19 protein-coding genes are annotated in these 17,518 nt (G+C 49.7%); 4 read left to right on the top strand and 15 right to left on the bottom strand.

Annotated features, from left to right (window positions below):
- Positions 1 to 315 precede the first annotated feature (315 nt).
- The 3 genes from dnaI to GON22_RS15830 all read right to left on the bottom strand — a co-directional run bounded on the left by dnaI (position 316) and on the right by GON22_RS15830 (position 3,236).
- Positions 316 to 1,272: a primosomal protein DnaI gene (gene dnaI / locus GON22_RS15840; protein ID WP_160397069.1), complete on the bottom strand. Its 957-nt coding sequence runs from the start codon at positions 1,270 to 1,272 to the stop codon at positions 316 to 318.
- Positions 1,273 to 1,312: 40 nt separating this feature from the next.
- Positions 1,313 to 2,824 carry a DnaD domain protein gene (locus tag GON22_RS15835; protein WP_160397068.1) on the bottom strand — a complete coding sequence of 504 codons (1,512 nt, stop codon included), beginning with the start codon at positions 2,822 to 2,824 and terminating at the stop codon, positions 1,313 to 1,315.
- A 124-nt stretch (positions 2,825 to 2,948) separates the two neighbouring features.
- Positions 2,949 to 3,236 carry a YuiB family protein gene (locus GON22_RS15830; protein ID WP_160397067.1) on the bottom strand — a complete coding sequence of 96 codons (288 nt, stop codon included), beginning with the start codon at positions 3,234 to 3,236 and terminating at the stop codon, positions 2,949 to 2,951.
- 186 nt (positions 3,237 to 3,422) lie between these two features.
- Here GON22_RS15830 and hemQ point away from each other — a divergent pair, with 186 nt between their 5' ends.
- Positions 3,423 to 4,169 (top strand): hydrogen peroxide-dependent heme synthase, encoded by a 747-nt coding sequence (gene hemQ / locus GON22_RS15825; protein ID WP_160397066.1) that lies wholly within the window; start codon positions 3,423 to 3,425, stop codon positions 4,167 to 4,169.
- A gap of 289 nt (positions 4,170 to 4,458) precedes the next feature.
- Here the strand turns inward: hemQ and GON22_RS15820 are convergent, their stop codons facing one another.
- The 3 genes from GON22_RS15820 to GON22_RS15810 all read right to left on the bottom strand — a co-directional run bounded on the left by GON22_RS15820 (position 4,459) and on the right by GON22_RS15810 (position 7,810).
- Positions 4,459 to 6,183, bottom strand: coding sequence for a methyl-accepting chemotaxis protein (locus tag GON22_RS15820; RefSeq protein ID WP_160397065.1), 1,725 nt, complete (start codon positions 6,181 to 6,183; stop codon positions 4,459 to 4,461).
- Between the two features lie 146 nt (positions 6,184 to 6,329).
- Complete coding sequence (locus GON22_RS15815) at positions 6,330 to 6,605, bottom strand: hypothetical protein (RefSeq protein ID WP_160397064.1); 276 nt, start codon at positions 6,603 to 6,605, stop codon at positions 6,330 to 6,332.
- Complete coding sequence (locus GON22_RS15810) at positions 6,605 to 7,810, bottom strand: NAD(P)/FAD-dependent oxidoreductase (protein ID WP_160397063.1); 1,206 nt, start codon at positions 7,808 to 7,810, stop codon at positions 6,605 to 6,607. The genes GON22_RS15815 and GON22_RS15810 overlap by 1 nt, the downstream gene beginning before the upstream one ends.
- Positions 7,811 to 8,167: 357 nt before the next feature.
- Here GON22_RS15810 and GON22_RS15805 point away from each other — a divergent pair, with 357 nt between their 5' ends.
- Both GON22_RS15805 and GON22_RS15800 read left to right on the top strand, forming a co-directional pair.
- Positions 8,168 to 9,163, top strand: a complete 996-nt coding sequence (locus GON22_RS15805; protein WP_160397062.1) for an NAD(P)/FAD-dependent oxidoreductase — start codon at positions 8,168 to 8,170, stop codon at positions 9,161 to 9,163.
- Between the two features lie 71 nt (positions 9,164 to 9,234).
- Positions 9,235 to 9,477: a hypothetical protein gene (locus GON22_RS15800; RefSeq protein WP_160397061.1), complete on the top strand. Its 243-nt coding sequence runs from the start codon at positions 9,235 to 9,237 to the stop codon at positions 9,475 to 9,477.
- Between the two features lie 15 nt (positions 9,478 to 9,492).
- Here the strand turns inward: GON22_RS15800 and GON22_RS15795 are convergent, their stop codons facing one another.
- The 9 genes from GON22_RS15795 to erpA form a co-directional block, all read right to left on the bottom strand.
- Positions 9,493 to 9,654, bottom strand: a complete 162-nt coding sequence (locus GON22_RS15795) for a sporulation histidine kinase inhibitor Sda (protein ID WP_336604320.1) — start codon at positions 9,652 to 9,654, stop codon at positions 9,493 to 9,495.
- A gap of 275 nt (positions 9,655 to 9,929) precedes the next feature.
- Positions 9,930 to 10,601 (bottom strand): YheC/YheD family protein, encoded by a 672-nt coding sequence (locus GON22_RS15790; RefSeq protein ID WP_160397060.1) that lies wholly within the window; start codon positions 10,599 to 10,601, stop codon positions 9,930 to 9,932.
- Positions 10,602 to 10,800: 199 nt separating this feature from the next.
- Positions 10,801 to 11,889, bottom strand: a complete 1,089-nt coding sequence (locus tag GON22_RS15785) for an FAD-dependent monooxygenase (RefSeq protein WP_160397059.1) — start codon at positions 11,887 to 11,889, stop codon at positions 10,801 to 10,803.
- Between the two features lie 216 nt (positions 11,890 to 12,105).
- Positions 12,106 to 12,627 (bottom strand): SEC-C metal-binding domain-containing protein, encoded by a 522-nt coding sequence (locus tag GON22_RS15780; protein ID WP_160397058.1) that lies wholly within the window; start codon positions 12,625 to 12,627, stop codon positions 12,106 to 12,108.
- 851 nt (positions 12,628 to 13,478) lie between these two features.
- The gene (locus GON22_RS15775) at positions 13,479 to 14,021 is read right to left on the bottom strand and encodes an NADPH-dependent FMN reductase (RefSeq protein ID WP_160397057.1); all 543 of its coding nucleotides are present in this window, start codon (positions 14,019 to 14,021) and stop codon (positions 13,479 to 13,481) included.
- A gap of 72 nt (positions 14,022 to 14,093) precedes the next feature.
- Entirely contained in the window at positions 14,094 to 14,687 is a 594-nt protein-coding gene (locus GON22_RS15770; protein WP_160397056.1) for a hypothetical protein, read from the bottom strand.
- An 88-nt stretch (positions 14,688 to 14,775) separates the two neighbouring features.
- Positions 14,776 to 15,216: a nuclear transport factor 2 family protein gene (locus tag GON22_RS15765; protein WP_202113259.1), complete on the bottom strand. Its 441-nt coding sequence runs from the start codon at positions 15,214 to 15,216 to the stop codon at positions 14,776 to 14,778.
- A gap of 105 nt (positions 15,217 to 15,321) precedes the next feature.
- Positions 15,322 to 15,582, bottom strand: a complete 261-nt coding sequence (locus tag GON22_RS15760) for a nucleoside triphosphate pyrophosphohydrolase (RefSeq protein ID WP_160397055.1) — start codon at positions 15,580 to 15,582, stop codon at positions 15,322 to 15,324.
- Between the two features lie 43 nt (positions 15,583 to 15,625).
- A complete protein-coding gene (erpA, locus tag GON22_RS15755; protein WP_336604319.1) occupies positions 15,626 to 15,985 on the bottom strand; it encodes an iron-sulfur cluster insertion protein ErpA in 360 nt (119 codons plus the stop codon).
- 403 nt (positions 15,986 to 16,388) lie between these two features.
- Between erpA and mqnE the strand changes: the two genes are divergently transcribed.
- Positions 16,389 to 17,492, top strand: a complete 1,104-nt coding sequence (gene mqnE / locus GON22_RS15750; protein ID WP_160397054.1) for an aminofutalosine synthase MqnE — start codon at positions 16,389 to 16,391, stop codon at positions 17,490 to 17,492.
- The last annotated feature ends 26 nt before the right edge of the window (positions 17,493 to 17,518 follow it).

The raw sequence follows: 17,518 nt of genomic DNA, 5'->3' as shown, positions 1-17,518 counted from the left end.
AACTGGCAGATTGAAAAAATGTGGTAAATAAACCGATTTAGGATCTAAAAAAAGACATCCGCCTCTAAAAAAAGGAGGTAGATGTCTTTTTTACAGTTTCGCGAGATAAAAGTGTAAGGTTTTTCAGTGGCCTCGGTTTTCCTGCCCTATTCCGCCCATTTGCTCGTTTACCCACCGATAGGGCAGGTTCGACCTTCCGCCTAAACACTTTAACCAAACAAAAAAAGCCGAAGCAGGCTGCCAGACTTGCTGTCTGCACCTGTTCGGCCTTCTATGTCCTATTTTGCTGTCTGCATCCATCCCGCTGTCTCCACGTTAACGCTTGCGCTTATTCGCGCCGGTCACTCGAATGACGTCCACATACGAGCGTATCCGTTCCATGATCCGCTCGCCCTTATGGCGCTCATCGCCATCCTTGTTAGTGAAGCTAAAATGCTGCTCTAACGCATCAAGCTCATAATTCGATGTGTAGAAGGTTGGCTTGCGCTCCATCCGGTAGTTCAATATCCCGCCCATGACATGGTCGCGCACCCATGGGCTCAAATTTTCCGCGCCAATATCATCGAAAATGAGCAGATCAGTTTCCTTCATCATGTCGACCGTTTCCTTCAGCTTGCCCGGCTCATGCATCATGGCCTTGAGATCCTCGACAAAGTCCGGCATATAGACGATTACGCCCGAATGGCCGATCTTCGCCAGCTCATGGAGCAAATAGCACATCAAAAACGTCTTGCCCGTGCCAAATCGGCCCGCAAGGTACAATCCCGTCGTCTGCAGCCCTTGCTCCTTCGTCCGATCGATATATTCCATCAACTGGCCTACCGCTTCGATGCGGTTCAGGTCGTTCGTCATAATCTCTTCTGCCGAATAACCGCCGTTGTTCAGCGCTTTCTCATCAATATAGAAGCTGCGGATTCGGCTTCGAATCTGCTCTTCATTTTGCCGGGCGATGAACTTCTTGCACGATACTTTACGATCATACATCTGCACCGCGCCGCCGTTGGTTTCACACTGAAGCATCGTATAATGCCCTTCAAAATCGTTCGGGCAACGAGCAAGCCCCGGGCATTGCTCGCAGTTGCGGTATTCCTTCACGTATTGGTAGAACCGGTTCAAGTTGATACGGATCGTATTCTCATCAAGCTCCGGATGCTTCGCCCGGAACCGCTGGATAAGCGGATCAGCGAGCAGCTCGTCCATCAATTCGGCGGAACGGCGGATCGCTTCGCCTCCGATGGGCGTCCGTTTCAACAAATCGCCAAGCGATTCCATGCCGGCTCACCTCCTGTCATTGTATCGGTGCTTGTTTCTATTATTTGCCGTCCAGCTTGCGCGCCAACCGCCGCAGCTCCTCCAGCTTCTCAGCCGATGGCGTGCCTCCGGCCTGCTCCTGCTCCTGCACGATCGGAATTGCCGGCTTACGGGACGAAGCACCGCTCGGCCTTCCTCTTCCGCGCCCACTGCCCGCCGTCGCGCTTCCAACTGGCTGCCGCCCACGGTCGGCTTCGATCAGTTGCTGCTCCCGAACATAACGAACCGCCTTCTCGAACGTGTCCACCTGCTTAAGCAGCATATTGGATGCTACGGCTTCGATAAAGGTTTTGGTAACGCGCTGTGAATCATTCGTTCCGATCACATAATGGATAAGGACATTGATTACCGCTGCGGGCAGCTTATAATTCAAATCAATCCGTTCAAAGGTACGGTCGATCATATCCGGCACCGCACCTGGGAAATAACGCTGCAGGAACCGCGTATGAGGCTCATTGCGCATGAGCATATTGTATTGGTGAATGTCACAACGCCCTTCCAGGCGCTTCGGCACTTCCATGTACAGCTCTTCTGGAACGCCGTACTCTTCCTCGTCCTCGGCATCACTCGACTCGCGGGCAGCTGCCTCCGACTTCGCCATTACGCGCTGGCGGTCCGATTCCCGCTTCTTGTCTTGGCGATACAATTGGTTCGCCCGCAGCTGAAGCTCATCGACGAGCAGCTCACCCTGTGCCGTAAAGACTCCGTCCTCGTCCAACAAACGGCATACATCTGCAGCGCCAATATTGTATTTATAAGCGACGTAATTAATTTGTGACATCGCATCTGCGTCACTGCGAAGCCGCTCCACATACTTGCGATTGCCAGCTCCGCGCGGGAAACGCATCAGCAGTTCGCCAGCGGTAAGGCCTGCCGTCTCAGACGAAAGCGGCTTAGGCGGAGCTGGCTGGCGTGCCGGTGCAACCTCTGTGAGCGCCTGCTCAAGCTCATCATCCACATTCGATGTATTCAAGCGGAACAGCTCATAGAATGGTACCGAAATGTTTTCCTTATGCCATCTTGCCTCTGCGAGCTCGTCCGGCTCCTTCGAACTAAACGACTCCCGCAGAGCGATAACCGAATATTTTCCAATCTGGTCCCGCAACAAGAGCGTAAGATGCTGATTGCGGAAAAACTCATCCGGCGCAAGAGGCGCTGACAACTCATACTCGTATACGACATCATCATTGTCGGGCATTGCTAAACGTGAAGTTTGCAGCATCCCTACTGCTTCTAGCCGTGACGTGTCGTCCAGCAGCTTCTTGCGGCCCCGTTCATTCATCTCAAGCCCTAGCGCTAGAAACAGCATCCGATGCGCTTCCACTGCCGAATATCCCGTTCTGCCTTCCATCACCTGATGGTACAGCAATTGATAGAGGCTAATAGCCGAGGCACCAATCATCGGCTGATAAATAAGCGAAAGCATTCGCATATCGAGCGGGCTTAGCGAAAAACCGCGAAACGTGTAATACCGGTGGTGTTCGGTAAACTGCAGCACATGTGTAATGCGCATTGCATCTACTCCATCCCGTAACTGACTTTCCTATCATTCTATCATAAAGCAGGCCCACAAGGCAGGCGTCGAAAAATAGAAAATTCCCCCGAACCAATCGAGGGAATTTGTCACTGCTTTGCTATTAAAACATTTTGTAGCCGCCCTTGCGCAGCGCTTGAATCGTCCAACCACTCACATATGCGCCAATCAATGCCGTGATGGCCGGCAGTATATCGATAATCGTAAACGCGGTAAAGTTGTCGGCGAATGAAACCGTTTTATCCCATGTGCCCCAGATCATTAACGGTACTAGCACGATAATGAACAGGTACATCGGGAACCACGTTGTCTTCATTAGCATATTCAGAATGAACCCGATGCCGAACATCATAATAAAGAACAGCACCATTGCCACAATCACTTGAATCATCGACCGTATGCCCCTTTTATCCCTGAGATCAATATCCGATAAGATTTGCTATTTTCAGTTTAATGAAAGGCTGTTCGGAAGTCAATTTGCTAGAAGCAAATGTCACAAGTCCGCCATTTGCTCTTCGAACGTTCGTTACGCTACAATGGTAACAATTGCGAAAATGAACGATACGGAGGAATTACGATGAGTGAAGCAGCACAAACCTTAGAAGGCTGGTACGCCTTGCACGATTTCCGCACGATTGATTGGCAAGCTTGGAAGGCCGCAAGCGAAGAGGAACGTACGCAGGCGACGGACGAGCTTCAAGTCTACCTTAAGCTGTGGGATCATGTGAACGAGATGAAACAAGGCAGCACAGCAGTTTATACAATTATCGGGCAAAAAGCAGACCTGGTGTTCATGCATCTTCGTGAAACGCTAGAGGAACTCAATGCGCTTGAGAATGCGTTTAACAAAACGGCTTTCGCGAAATTCACAAAGCCTACTTACTCGTATGTAAGCATCGTAGAATTGAGCAACTATATGGGACAGCCGGGCGTTGACCCGCTTCAAGTGCCGGAAGTTGTTGCTCGCCTGAGGCCTACATTGCCGAAAGCGAACCATATTTGCTTCTATCCGATGAACAAGCGCCGCGAAGGCAACGACAACTGGTACATGCTCAGCATGGATGAACGGAAGTCGATGATGCGCAGCCACGGCATGATTGGCCGCCAATATGCTGGCAAGGTGAAACAGATCATTACAGGCTCCGTTGGCTTCGACAACTGGGAGTGGGGCGTTACGCTGTTCGCGGACGATGCGCTTCAATTCAAAAAGCTCGTTTATGAAATGCGCTTCGACGAAGTGAGCGCACGCTTCGGCGAGTTCGGCGAATTCTATGTCGGCAACCTGCTGACAGAAGCAAAGCTTAGCGAGCTGTTGTCGGTTTAATTTGCTAACGGACCACAGAGCCGCTATAGCCCTCCAAAAGTGCCCGTTGCAAATATAACGGACTCCACAGCCGTTATTTAGCCATTTTACTGCCTTGTGAGGACGAAATTGGCCAAATAGCGGCTGCTCAGTCCGTTAGCATACAAATGTGCTTAATTGGGGGCGAATAAAGGCCGCTCGGTCCGTTACAATTTCCAACAATCAAACGGGTTCTTTTTAATTGAAAAAGGGTGTCCCTAAGCTTACGCTCCTGGGACACCCTTTTTGCGTTACGCGGACTCCGTCCGCCTTACGACTTGAACTTCGCAATCATCTCGGTCAACTGATTCGCCATGCCGCCAAGCGCCTCGGAGGAAACGAAAATTTGCCGCATTGATGCGGATTGCTCCTCCGCTGCCAACGCAACCTTCGCGAAGCGCTCTGCGGACTGCTGCACGCTGGCAGCCAGCTCCGTGCTTGCCTCATTCGCTGCTTTGGAGCCTGCTGCCATCCGGCTCGATACATCAGAGAGCTCGTCCATCTGCGTCGACACTTTGCTAATCTCCTCCATGATGGAGGCAAACGATGCTTCTGCCTGCCTAACGATCTGCAGCCCTTCCTCTACCTCGCGGCTGCCGCCATGTACGGCATCTACGATTCGTTCGATGCGCACGAGCATATCCATAATAAGCTCAGACACGATGCGCGACGAAGACTCCGACTGAACCGCCAGCTTGCGTACTTGCTCCGCGACTACGGCGAAGCCGCGGCCTTCCTCGCCAGCTCGCGCTGCCTCAATCGCTGCATTCAAGGATAATAGGTTCGTCTGCGATGCGATCGAGCCGATCATCTCCATAATGGAACGAATTTGGTCCGAGCGCTCCGACAATTGTTCTACATCATCCTTCATGGATGCCGTATTGCGATGGATCGCTTCCATCTGCCCCATCGCCTGCTGGACAGATCTGCCCCCTGCGGCTGCTTCAGATGCCGTTCCATGCGACGCCATCGCCACGACCGTCGCCGCACTGGCAATGCGCTGAACGGACTGGTCCGTCTCTCCAATCGCGGACAGTACATTTTCCGAGCGTGCTGTCTGGCGAATGCCCTCTTCCTCCGTCGTCCGAATAAGCGCCGTAATCTGCTCCGCATTATACTGGGTATGCTCCGCGCTTGCTGACAGCTCTTGGGAAGCGGAGTGAAGCTGCATCGCATTATCGCTCAGCCGAATGATCATGCCCCGAAGATCATCGACCATCGACTGGAACGCACCGGCAAGCCTGCCCGTCTCGTCCTTGCCCTGCGCCGTAACACGTACCGTTAAGTCCCCTTGCTGGACGCGAGCCATCTCGACTGTTAGCCGCTTAAGCGGCTTAACGAGCCGTTTGGCAAATAACAAAGTAGCCAACAAGGATACAATCAGAACCCCAATTCCGATCGATAATGCTGTCGTCTTATTGCGCTTCATAAGCGCGTAAACTTCTGTCGCATCAAAGTCTGCGCCAACGACGCCGATCATTGCGCCTTCCGAATTCCGAATCGGAACATAGGCCGTCACCGTTGCACCGTATGTATCATCACTCGATAGCTCTCCTACTGTCACTTCTTGCTTCTGGAACGATTGAATAAGCCCAGCATACTGCTCTTCCTCAACCTCCCCTAATGCAGATACATCCTCCGTTTGTTCGAGCGGCGCCCCGTCCACCACATAGTAGTACTGTGTTTTTCCATCAACCTCTTTACTGCCCATCGTGTACAAATATTTCAGGCCATACGCTGCTTTCATCTCATTGAGCTTCGTCCGAAGCGCCTTGTAGTACGCAGCCGAATCTGATGCACCTTCTGCCGAAAGCTGGGCGAATTGGCTGCTATCGATTGCAGCCGCTGCATGGGCAGCAATGGATTCTGCTTGTGTGCCCATTGAGCGCACGACGAGCCGCTGCGCATCGTTTACGATGGTGAAGCCGAGCACAGCTGCCGAAATTGTAATAATAATCGAGAAAACAAGCACAATACGCGTTTGCAAACTATTCATCCTGAGGGAACCCCTTCCAATTGTCGCGAATAGAAAAAACCTCCGACAGCAACATAACGTTGTCATGCTGCTGTCGGAGGCTCGTGGTGAGTGGTAGTTGGTTGTAGTCGTGTAGGTTCGTATATGTTAGTCAAACGTTTGCGTTATTAATCTTCGTTTTCCAATTGTTCAAGCTCCAGCTCTAACGCCAGGCGCCGTTTCTCTTCCAAATATTCAGCAGTTGCACGGTCTCTTGCACGCCCTTTATCCTTCAACCGCTCGATCGCTGGAATGATGAGAATGTCGACTTCCTTCTGCACCGTATAAGCAAGATCATACTGGCTCTGCGACTCTAAGTACGAGCCGACTTCCATTAAGGCGTTGTACCGGTCGAGCTCCTCTCTCGTCAACAGCCCGCGTACTTGTACGCTGCAATGACGCATTACAGGAACTTGCCTTTACGGAATACGAGCGGCAATCCGCCGATAATGAACAAGTAACGAATGTCGATTACTTTTTTCAGCAATGCTGCAAAACGGCCTTTATATTTCTTGCCGAATGCGATCCCGACTGCTTCGCCTTTACCGAGCGATGCAACCGTTCCTTTGTTGCTGAACACGAATTTCTTCAGCGGTTGGTTGCGGATCGAAGCGACAAGGTTATGCGCGCATACGACGCCTTGCTGCATAGCGATCTGGGCAGTTGGCGGATATGGGCGCCCTTCTTCGTTGAACATCAGCGAGTTGTCGCCAACGATATAGACATGGTCGCTGCCTGGCGCACGCAGATTGTCGTCAATTTTCACGCGGCCGCGCATTGTCTCGAAGCCAGCTTCCTCAATGAGGCGGTTGCCGCGAACGCCGCCAGACCAAATAACGGTCTGCGAGCGGATTTCCTCCGCCGGCTCTTCGCCTTTTTGTACAACTACGCCGTCTTGGGAGCACGATTTGATCGCTGTGCCGATCTTGAACGTAACGCCCTTCTTAGTCAGTACATTCATTGCGTACTCAACAAGCTCAGGATCAAAGCCAGGGAGCGCCGAAGGCCCTGCTTCTACATTGTAGATTTTGACCATATTCGGATCAACGTCGAACTCTCTGCACAGCTCTGGGATACGGTCCGCCAGCTCGCCGATGAACTCGATGCCCGTGAAGCCTGCGCCACCGACAACGAATGTCAGGTAGTCCGTACGATGCGGCTCACGCTTGAAGCGTGCAAACTGGTACTCGATATGCTCGCGAATGAGACGAACCGAGTTAATGCTGCGGATGTTCATTGCGTTTTCCAGCAACCCAGGAATTCCGAACGTCTCCGGCTCGCCGCCGAGACCGATAACCAAATAATCGTAGGAAAGCGTTCCGTCCTCAAGAATAACCTTCTTGTCTTGCGGCCGAATTTGCACAACCGTTGATTTTACGAAATCGATTTTGAACTCATCAATAAGTTTGGAAATGCTCACGCGAGCGTTCTCTGGATTGTCCGTGCCTGCCGCAGGCATATGAAGATGAGTCGTAATGTAATGGTAATCATGCTTGTTCACGAGCGTGACGTCAGCTTCGTTATAATTCAACTGCTTCTGAAGCCGAAGCGCCGTCAGCACGCCGCCATAGCCAGCGCCCAAGATGACGATTTTCGGTATGTTACTCATGGTAGAATCCCTTCCTATCCGTTTGTTTTTATATGATTGTATGGTTTATGATTAGACCGATTTTACTTTGTGAAAAATTACACAAACCAAGCCTAAAAAATAAAATCTATCTCCCGTTTGTCCGTTCAAAACACCTGTCTAATGGCATGTCGACACGGATTGTCGAATAAAACATTCATGAAGAATGATACATAGTTTTCACCAAAAGTTCAATAGTTATTTATACGAAAATGTTCGTCAGAAGTTCCAATTGGGCGGTTCCCGAACGCCCTAAAAACCGTCTATAATGGAAGAGGATCACGCCCGTAGGCCATGTAAGCGCAAGACAAAGTTTAGCTTCCGAAGGAGGTTCCCGATTTGTCTGATTACGAGCTTCAACCTGTTGACATTGCCGTTATCGGCGGAGGGCCCGCTGGCATGTTTGCAGCGTTTTATTGCGGCATGCGCCAAGCCTCGGTCACCGTTATTGAAAGCATGCCCCAGCTTGGCGGCCAGTTGGCTGCCTTGTACCCTGAGAAACACATTTATGATGTAGCAGGCTTCCCTTCCATTACAGCAGGCGAGCTTGTGAACCAGCTCCAGAAGCAAATGGCTCATTTTTCACCTGACATCCGCCTCGAAGAAAAGGTTATTCAAGTCAATAAGCGCGACGAGCGATTATTCGAGATTCAAACGGACAAAACCGTCCATTATGCGAAAGCCGTAATCATAACAGCAGGCGTAGGCGCATTCGAGCCGCGCAGGCTGGATCTTCCCGAGGCTGCCCAATACGAAAAACAAAATTTGCACTACTTCATTAATGACCTTCAACAATTCAAAGGAAAAAATGTCCTCATTAGCGGCGGAGGGGATTCTGCGGTCGATTGGGCGCTCATGCTCGAGCCGATTGCAAGCAGTGTGACGCTTGTCCACCGGCGCGATAAGTTCAGGGCGCATGAGCATAGCGTCGAAAATCTCTATCAGTCCAAAGTGAACATTGTGACTCCATACGAGATCGTTGCCCTTCATGGTGCAGAAACCATCGAACAAGTGGTGCTTGAGCATGTGAAGACAAAGGAACGAAACATACTTGACGTGGATGCCGTTATTGTGAATTTCGGGTTTATTTCCTCGCTCGGGCCAATTGCAGACTGGGGAATCGAGATTGAAAGCGGATCGATTGTCGTCGACTCTCGAATGGAAACGAGCATTCCGGGCATTTTCGCAGCGGGGGATATCACGACTTACCCTGGCAAGCTGAAGCTGATCGCTGTCGGATTCGGGGAAGCGCCAACTGCTGTCAACAACGCAAAGGTATATTTGGACCCAAGTGCCAAGCTTTCTCCCGGACACAGCAGTAACATGAAATTATAAAATGATGCTATAGAAAATAGGGTATCCTACCTTGGGAATGAGCCATGCCAGCCACCGAGGAGGATACCCTTATGCAATTGTGCGCAGTCTGTAACGGCCTACGTTTGCTTGATGCACGCTGCCTGACATGTTCCGCTATAGCAGAGGATAACGGCAAAGCAAGTGACTGGATGGGACCTTATGCGCCTTATGAACCGATAGAAGTCGAGTATGCCGCTAATCAACAAGAAGATGGGGCGTCATGCCGTCATGTCGCCTATTGTCCGTATTGTGCCATTACCTTCGAGGTAGCTGTTACGGAAGGGATGGATTAGAGGCTTGGTTATGAGTTACGCTCCTAAACGGTAGCTTTCTGGGTTGATCTGTCTGCGCATTATCTCTTCGCTGATCAGGCGAATAAATTCCTGGTCAAGATGCAATTGGATAGCCGCAAAATAGGTGTCCACTAGCAAGTCATCAGACAGCAACTCCATCTCCCACACTCCCTTCACACTAGTTTCCTTTTAATTCCTAACCCATATTAGCATGGGGCTAAGAACGGAACAAGCGTTCCGATTATCCACAGCTCTATGTGTACAGCATGTGTACAGTGTGTGGGTATATGTGGAAAGATGAGGAATTACAATGGGGAACATGTGGATAGTCTTATACACAGCCTATGGATAGCGTTTTCCCATAAAAAAGTTTAATCGAACATACTGGTTATACTTAGCATTTTGTATCATAAAATGAGTAGTTTCGATTAAAGTTGAAGCAGGAATCCGATTTATTGTGGTCGAGTATTGACTTCAAATATCCATATTTTTCCGTTTCTGTCGATCCCGTAATCGAAGCCCAGCTGCCCAATTCCCGGAAACTTAGATTCAAGCACTTGTGTTGCTGCAACAGTCAATGCCCGCATCTCCCGCTTCTTCGAAGCTACATGTCCGGAAGAGAGCGAACGGCTAATGCCTTGCGCTGCTGTCATCATCGTGCCGCCACGGCACAGATTAGTGACGAATAAACCAGGCTTCGCCAGCCTGCCGACCATGGAGCGATAAACCCATCCCGTATCCGTCTTCACGTACTTCACCCGATAATCGATTGGGCGTCCGCCAATCGTTGCCAAGCGAATTCCCTTTTGAATCAAATAAGGGCGTTTCTTCTTCACAGAAGCCAGTGAAGCGAACAGCCCTTCAAAGCTGGAAAACCGGCTTGTGTTCGAATAATAGCTATGCGAGTATCCGCTTCCTTCCTTCTGTACCTTAATAACGCCGTGCCCGCCTGCTCCGCGAACCGGCTTAATGACCACCATTTCATGCGTATTAAGCATTGCACGCAAGTTATCCGCCGAATACATCCTGGTTGGCGGGATATGTGCTGCCAGCATGGAATGACCGAGCAACGCGGCTGTTTTGGCCCACTTGCTTGCCAGCTGCCTTCCCTGTGATTCAACCATATCTATCGACTCCTTCTCCCATTCGTCATAAGATAGCATATGACCGAAAGACAGGTGTCTCTTGGATGAATGCCAGAAGGGAATCGCCTTTTTAAGTAGTTGATAGAGTGGATTGCAAGACATGCGCCATTCCAAAAGCAAACATCCCCCGCCGCTAGGGCAAGGGGATGATATGATTTCAATTCGAAAGAACTGCCCATTAAATGCTGAAGTTGCCCGCAAACGTCCGTTCCATCTCCATCTGGCGATCCTGCAGCGCTTCAGTCGGGATACGGTTCGAACGCTCAAACGCGCCTAAACGGGCTGCGCTAGTGTCGCCTTCTGCTAACGCTTCGATAAGCACGCTTGCTAACGTATCCGCATCGTTGAGCGCACAGTTCAAGCCGAATGCCCCTGTCGGGCTCATCGTATGTGCGGCATCGCCCATAATAACGAGCCCATCCTTTACCCACGAATCCGCTCGGCTGCTATGCACTTTAAGCAGCACCATGTCACGCCACGATTGCAGATAGGTTCGAGCTGTTGATTCAAGGTCCGGATAAGCTTGTACAAGTGAATGGACTAACCCGTCTATTGGCCCTGATTTCATTGCGGCAAAGGCACCTTCTGGAATGCTCCAGCCAATCTGTATATAACCGCCTTGTTGCGTAAATAACGCCAATTGAGCACCCTCTGCCAGCGTCATCCGAATGACAGGTTCCCATCCAGCTGGAGCTGGCATGCGTGCCCACAGTAGGTCATAGCCATGGCTCAACACATCCGTTGGGATATTCGCCAGTTTGCGTACCGTTGAATACCGCCCGTCTGCCCCAACAACGATACGGCTGTGCACGATAAACGACTCATCCCCCCGTTTTCCGCTTACGCCGATTACTGCTCCCTGTTCGTCGTATTGCAGCTGGTTAACGGCAGCCCCAGTAAGCAGCTGTGCATTCGGATTCCTATCCAGCCGATTAAATAGCGCCTGCAACAAATGCTTCTGCGGCACATGAATGCCCACATGCGCATGGCCCTCTTCTGGCTTAACCGTTCGAATAAGCTTGCCATGCTCCATATATTCAATGCGCTTCATGAGCAGCAGCCCTAGCTTGGACACCGCCTCATATACGCCATGTTTGCGCAAAATCCGCTCGCCATCCTCGTTCAAATGCTCGCCGCGAAACTCCTTAAACACGCTTGCATGCCGCTCGAGCAATATGACCGTAATGCCTGCCTCAGCCAGTAGCGTTGCTAGCAGCGCTCCGCCTGGGCCTGCCCCAACAATGCACACATCAGATTGTAGTTCCATTCATCATCGCCACCCGTTCTCATCATGTCCATGGCCCTGCCTCATCATTCGGTGCTCAGTTACTATTAGTAAGTATAGGGGTTGTACAAATGCATCGTCAATCAGCGGGTGGCTCTACTTTGTGAACGCTACGTGCTATTTGCCTTTTAAAACAAGCAAACAGGCGGTTGCCTAAAGCAAGCCGCCTGTCCTCTTTTGGATAAAATATGAGCCTTATTACACCATAACCGGCACACGCTCATCCGCCGGCTTGTCCGCCTTAGCTGCGCGTTCGCTGAAAAATTCGGTCAATTCCTTATTCCGCTTGGATAACGTTGTTGGGGAAACGCCATACTTCGCTGCAATCGCTTTTTGCGTAGCTGGCAGGTCATGTGCTTCACTCATTAAGTATTCAACAGCTGCGCAATAGGACTCCGGTTTGATCGCCGCTGAAATAGAGGACTCATCTGCATAGCAATGCCATACCCACACAGCCCGTACGATAATACTCGGCTCATAATCGCCATCCATCCGCGCAACGAGAAGCTCTGCTGCTTCACGCTCCTCTGGACGTTTCCATGACAGCTCAGCAATCCATTTGTTCATGCCTTCAACTGTAACTGGCGCGTTGGCATTAGCAGCTTGATTTGCCTTCGCCGCTTGCTCCCGTGCTTCCGCCTGATCCTTCTCCATACAACAGCGTTTATATTTCAGTTTGCTTCCACATGGACAAGGTTCATTTCTTCCTAGCTTGTTCAAAACCAATCAACTCCTGAATTTCGTTCATTACAAAATTCTATTATAGCGCATAATTGCAGATCGCGCTTCCCAAATGGTAAATATAGACGATTTTTAGGATTTTAGAACTGGGATGCATAACATGAGGGGCACCTGAGCATCATACTAAGGACGGTGCGAAGAGAGGTGTAGTTCCATTGAGCCAATCGGTGCAAGGGCTGCAGGAGACTGAAGAAAAGTCACGAAGCTAAGGAAGCGAGGGGTTGTGTCGCAGAGTATCTCTGATTCACATACGCTTGAAAAAGCGTTGCCCAAGTTAAGCTAACAAACGCGATGTGTTCCATTCGAAGACTCAATCAATCAACCACCGTCAAAAGGAAGCCCTTAAAAAAGGCTTCCTTTTTTGTATGCCAATGTGCATGGAAACCGTACGCTATCCCTTATCTGAGCCAATATGGCAACAACAATACGGCCACCCCTATTGCTACAAAAATAGAAGCGATGATCCGTTGGATAATAAAATAAGCAGGCCGTTCAAAAATTATGGAAGTGCCATGTATAAAGATATTGTAAACGGAGCATCATACTAAGGACGGTGCGAATGAGAGGTGTGGCTCCATTGGACTCACTAAAGGGTACAGGGAACACGGGAAGCATTTAATTGTCACGAAGCCAAGGAAGCGAGGGGTTGTGCCGCAGAGTATTTACTCTAGTCACACACGCTAACAAGCGTGCCCATGAAAGCTAACAAATGCGTAGTGTTTAATTTGATGAAACCAGTCAATCAAACCACCGTCAGGAGGCCCGCGAGGGCCTCTTTATTTGTGTTGTTGCTTATAGGTGTTCTTATATACGGTGTTCTTCCCTCACCACTACTCCCCTGCCGCTTGTGCAAGTGCCTCTAATGCCGTTGCAATCTGCTGTTGCAGCTCCTCGCTTGTGATTTCACCCTGTTGATTAAGCTTAAGCGAAATCTGCGGAATCATAATGGAAGCCTCTTCTACAATGATCGCATTAATCATGCGCAGCGTTAGCAACAACGAAGCGAATGCCTTGTCCCCGCCCATTGGCGTAGGGGAAGCCGTAATTACCGCCGTCCGCTTATTGACAAACTCCCCTGAAGAGACGATCCAATCAAGTGCATTCTTTAATGAACCAGGTACGCCATTGCCATATTCGGGAGAGCAAATGAGCACAGCGTCTGCTTGTTTGAGCTGCAGGCGCAAATTTTGGACAGATTCAGGGCCTTCATCCAGATCAATATCCGGGTTAAAATGCGGCAGCTCTCCTATCCCGCTGTAGACGTTGAAGCTCATATTTTCCGGTGCCCGATCAATAATAGCCTGCATTAAAGCCGAGTTCGATGACTTCTGCCGAAGGCTTCCCGAGATTGCTAATACTTGGATCGTTTCCATAAATAACCGCCTCCTTCAATACTGTAATCAAAATGATAACAGATCAGGAGAAAAGCAGCAAGTAAATGGAAATTAGAACTCATCCAATAAAATGCCAGGTGCTGGCTCTTTATTTGTTATTCGTAAATAATCAGATCCGTACTTGCCAATCAAATGCTCGATCTGGGCATCCGTTAATTTCGCTTCGATATCGATGCATTCATCACTTATATTATAGTAAACCGTTGACAACTTCCCTTTCCCGACGAGTACAGTAACATCAATAGCAATTTCCTTAGCCAATTCGCTTAAAAATTTAGGATTATGCTTCGCTTTCTTGAATATCACCTTATCTTCAAGCTTTTGTTCAAGTTCCTTTCGAAATGCTTTCATTTCTTGCGTATCTGGTTGATCGATCAACAATACGACTTTCAAATTTCTTATATCCTTGTTATCAAAATACAAGGTTCCTTGCTCCAAAAATGCGTCATTCTTAGCATTATCAACTGGGAACTGCTTTGCCAAAACATCCTCCACAATAGGAATAACTTCCCGTTGAAATTCAACGATGGGATCAATTTGGTGTATAGCTTGTTTTGAATAGCCGACATCGTTCGAACCATTGTGGCATGCCGCCAATACCAACATAACGATGCATGCCGTTACCCCTAACCTTGTCTGAACCATTATTTCACCTTACCTATATAAATAAATACAAATATAAAAACCTGCCGCGTGCACTTCCACTTGCCCGGCAGGTTAAAGATTCAATTAATTAATCCCTCAGCCGATCCGGAACAGGCTTCAGCTCTTCTCCCCAAACGTTCCAGAAGAATTGGTCTGCAACATGCTGGTCTGCTGCAAAATTCTGGGCGGATTTAATCCGGCCATTCTCAATCGTGTACACCAGCACCCAGTTCATATCCACTTTATGCTCGCCGTACTCGCCCCAGCCGCGGTGCACATCCACAACATGATGCTCGCTGGCAGAAAGTGAAACCACTTCAGCTTTGAAGTTCGCTTTCGCAATCGTCGCAAAATAATTAACGATCTCATCCGCTCCCTTCTTCACGCCAGCCAGCGGATGATGGCCAGGAATAATCCAAGTGACATCCTCAGCCAAAATCTCGCGTTTCATCGTTTCCAAATCCCCGCTTCCATAACATTCGAAAAATTTGCTGATTAGTTCTAAATTCTTGTTTGCTTCTTCCACCATCACACGCCCTCTCTATGATCACTCAAATGTATAATCCGTCTAATTATTCTAGTTGTTTGATATTCAGTATATCTTTAGCAACATCTGATGACAACGATTAATTAACTATGTAACTGCCCCAAGCATGAACCGTTTTTGAAACCCTCCACGACGATCTAGCTTATTCAAACGTATCCGCTCGAACTCCTCGATGCTCACGCCTTTATAAATTAGATAGGCATAAATGACTTCAACCAAGTCCGCAAGTTCCTCTACCTTCTGATTCGCATCAACAGTATCAAATTCATCAAGTTCCTCATGAAGTTTGAGGCCGATCATGCGCTCATACTCCAGTAAACAAAAAGCCTTTGGATTGCATAACGTCACCGTCATGCCTCCAAAGGCTTTCCATATGCTTATTCCAATTCCCTTAGCAAGGCTCAGCCGCAGGATTCCCCGCTTCTGTCGCTGTACGGAAGCTCGAACCGCAGCCGCATGTAGCAGTTGCGTTAGGATTGTTGATCGTGAAGCCGCCGCCCATTGCTGCGTCTTTCCAATCGATTTCAAGCCCGTTAAGGTACTTCACGCTATCGCCGTCAACAACTACTTTAAGCCCGTTCGCGTCAAGCTCTTGGTCGCCTTCATGGCGCTCATCGTCGAAGCCCATACCGTAGGAGAAGCCACTGCAGCCGCCTTCCTTAACGCCTACGCGCAGGAACATATTCGGCGTTTCCTCTGCTTCAAGCATTTCTTTGATTTTATCGACAGCCGTATCGCTTACTTTAATCACGGCAAACCCTCCTTCAAGTTCAAACATGCGATTCATTTGCCCTTAGTATACTCCCTTTATCCCGTCCCCTCAAGGGGCCGAACGCCCTTTGCCGGACAAGAATGCCATAGCCAGCATTCCCTTCCTTGCCATCTTGCACCTTGCTTACTTTTGTGGTTGCCGCTCCTTCCCGACAGGTTTATAATGAATAGAGTTGTTTTTTTGGGATGACCAAGTTCTTTTTTTCACAAACTTTGGCCAAGCCTGATTTGCTGCGGCGTCGCCAACATACAATAAGGCATACGGCACAGCATCGGCAGGCATTCCGTTGGAATGCCTTTATCGCGTGGTTTCCTTGCTGCTGAGCAGCCGGCCGCCTGCCGACGAGCATAGACTTAAGCAATGGAAAGCGAGGGAAACGGCAATGAACATTGCGCTACCAAACGATTTGAAGCGGATGCAGGAAATTAAGGAAAAAGTACACAACGGAGAGCGTCTAACGCTTGAGGATGGCGTATTTTTGTATAATTCCGATGACCTGCTGACAATTGGCCAACTTGCGAACGAGGTCAATATGCGCAAAAATGGCCGCAAAGTGTATTTCATCGAGAACATGAGCCTTTACTTTACGAATGTGTGCGAGGCGCACTGCGCTTTCTGTAACTTCCGTAAGGATGAAGGGCAAGAGGGCTCCTACACACTGTCCGGCCAGCAAATGATCGAATATGTGGACCAGCATTTCCACCCAGGCGTACGCGAGTTCCATATCGTAGGCGGACATAATCCGAACGTTCCGTTCCAATATTATGTCGATTCGCTCAAAGCGCTGAAGGAACGTTATCCGGACGTCACGCTGAAAGCTTATACGGCGGCAGAGATCGACTTCTTCTCGCGGATTAGCGGCCTCTCTTACACGGAAGTGCTGCAGGAACTGATCAAGGCTGGCTTAGCTTCCCTTACGGGCGGCGGCGCCGAGATTTTGTCTGACCAATACCGCAAGAAAATGAAGGTAACGAAGGCTGATGTTAGCCAGTACCTGCAAGTGCATCGTGCTGCCCATCAGCTCGGCCTCAAAACGCACACGACGATGCTCTACGGCTCCGTCGAAAGCAAGGAAGACCGCATCAACCATATGATCCAAATTCGCGAGCTGCAGGACGAGACGAACGGGTTCCTCGTATTTATCCCGCTGTCGATGCAGCCGATCAGCCCGAAAGCGAGCATTAAGCGCCGCAATTCGGCATTCGAGGATCTGAAGACGATTGCGATTAGCCGCCTCATGTTGGATAACTTCCAGCATATCAAAGCTTACTTCATTAACATCGGCCTCCAACTGACGCAAGTAGCGCTCGCCATGGGCGCGAACGACGTGCACGGCACGATGGTGAAGGAGCGCATCAGCCATGCCGCAGGCGCATTGACGCCAGAAGGCATTACTCGCGACGAGCTCGTCTGGCTTGTAAAAGGCGCAGGGCGCATCGCGATCGAACGCGACACGCTGTACAACGAAATTCGCGTCTACGACTAACCGCCGTTTCACGTTTTTCTATTATT

This window comes from Paenibacillus sp. MMS18-CY102 (assembly GCF_009789195.1).
In the GTDB taxonomy this organism is placed as follows: Bacteria; Bacillota; Bacilli; order Paenibacillales; family Paenibacillaceae; genus Paenibacillus_T.
Note: the sequence above shows the minus strand (reverse complement) of the source record. Positions and strands in the feature narration are given on the sequence as shown.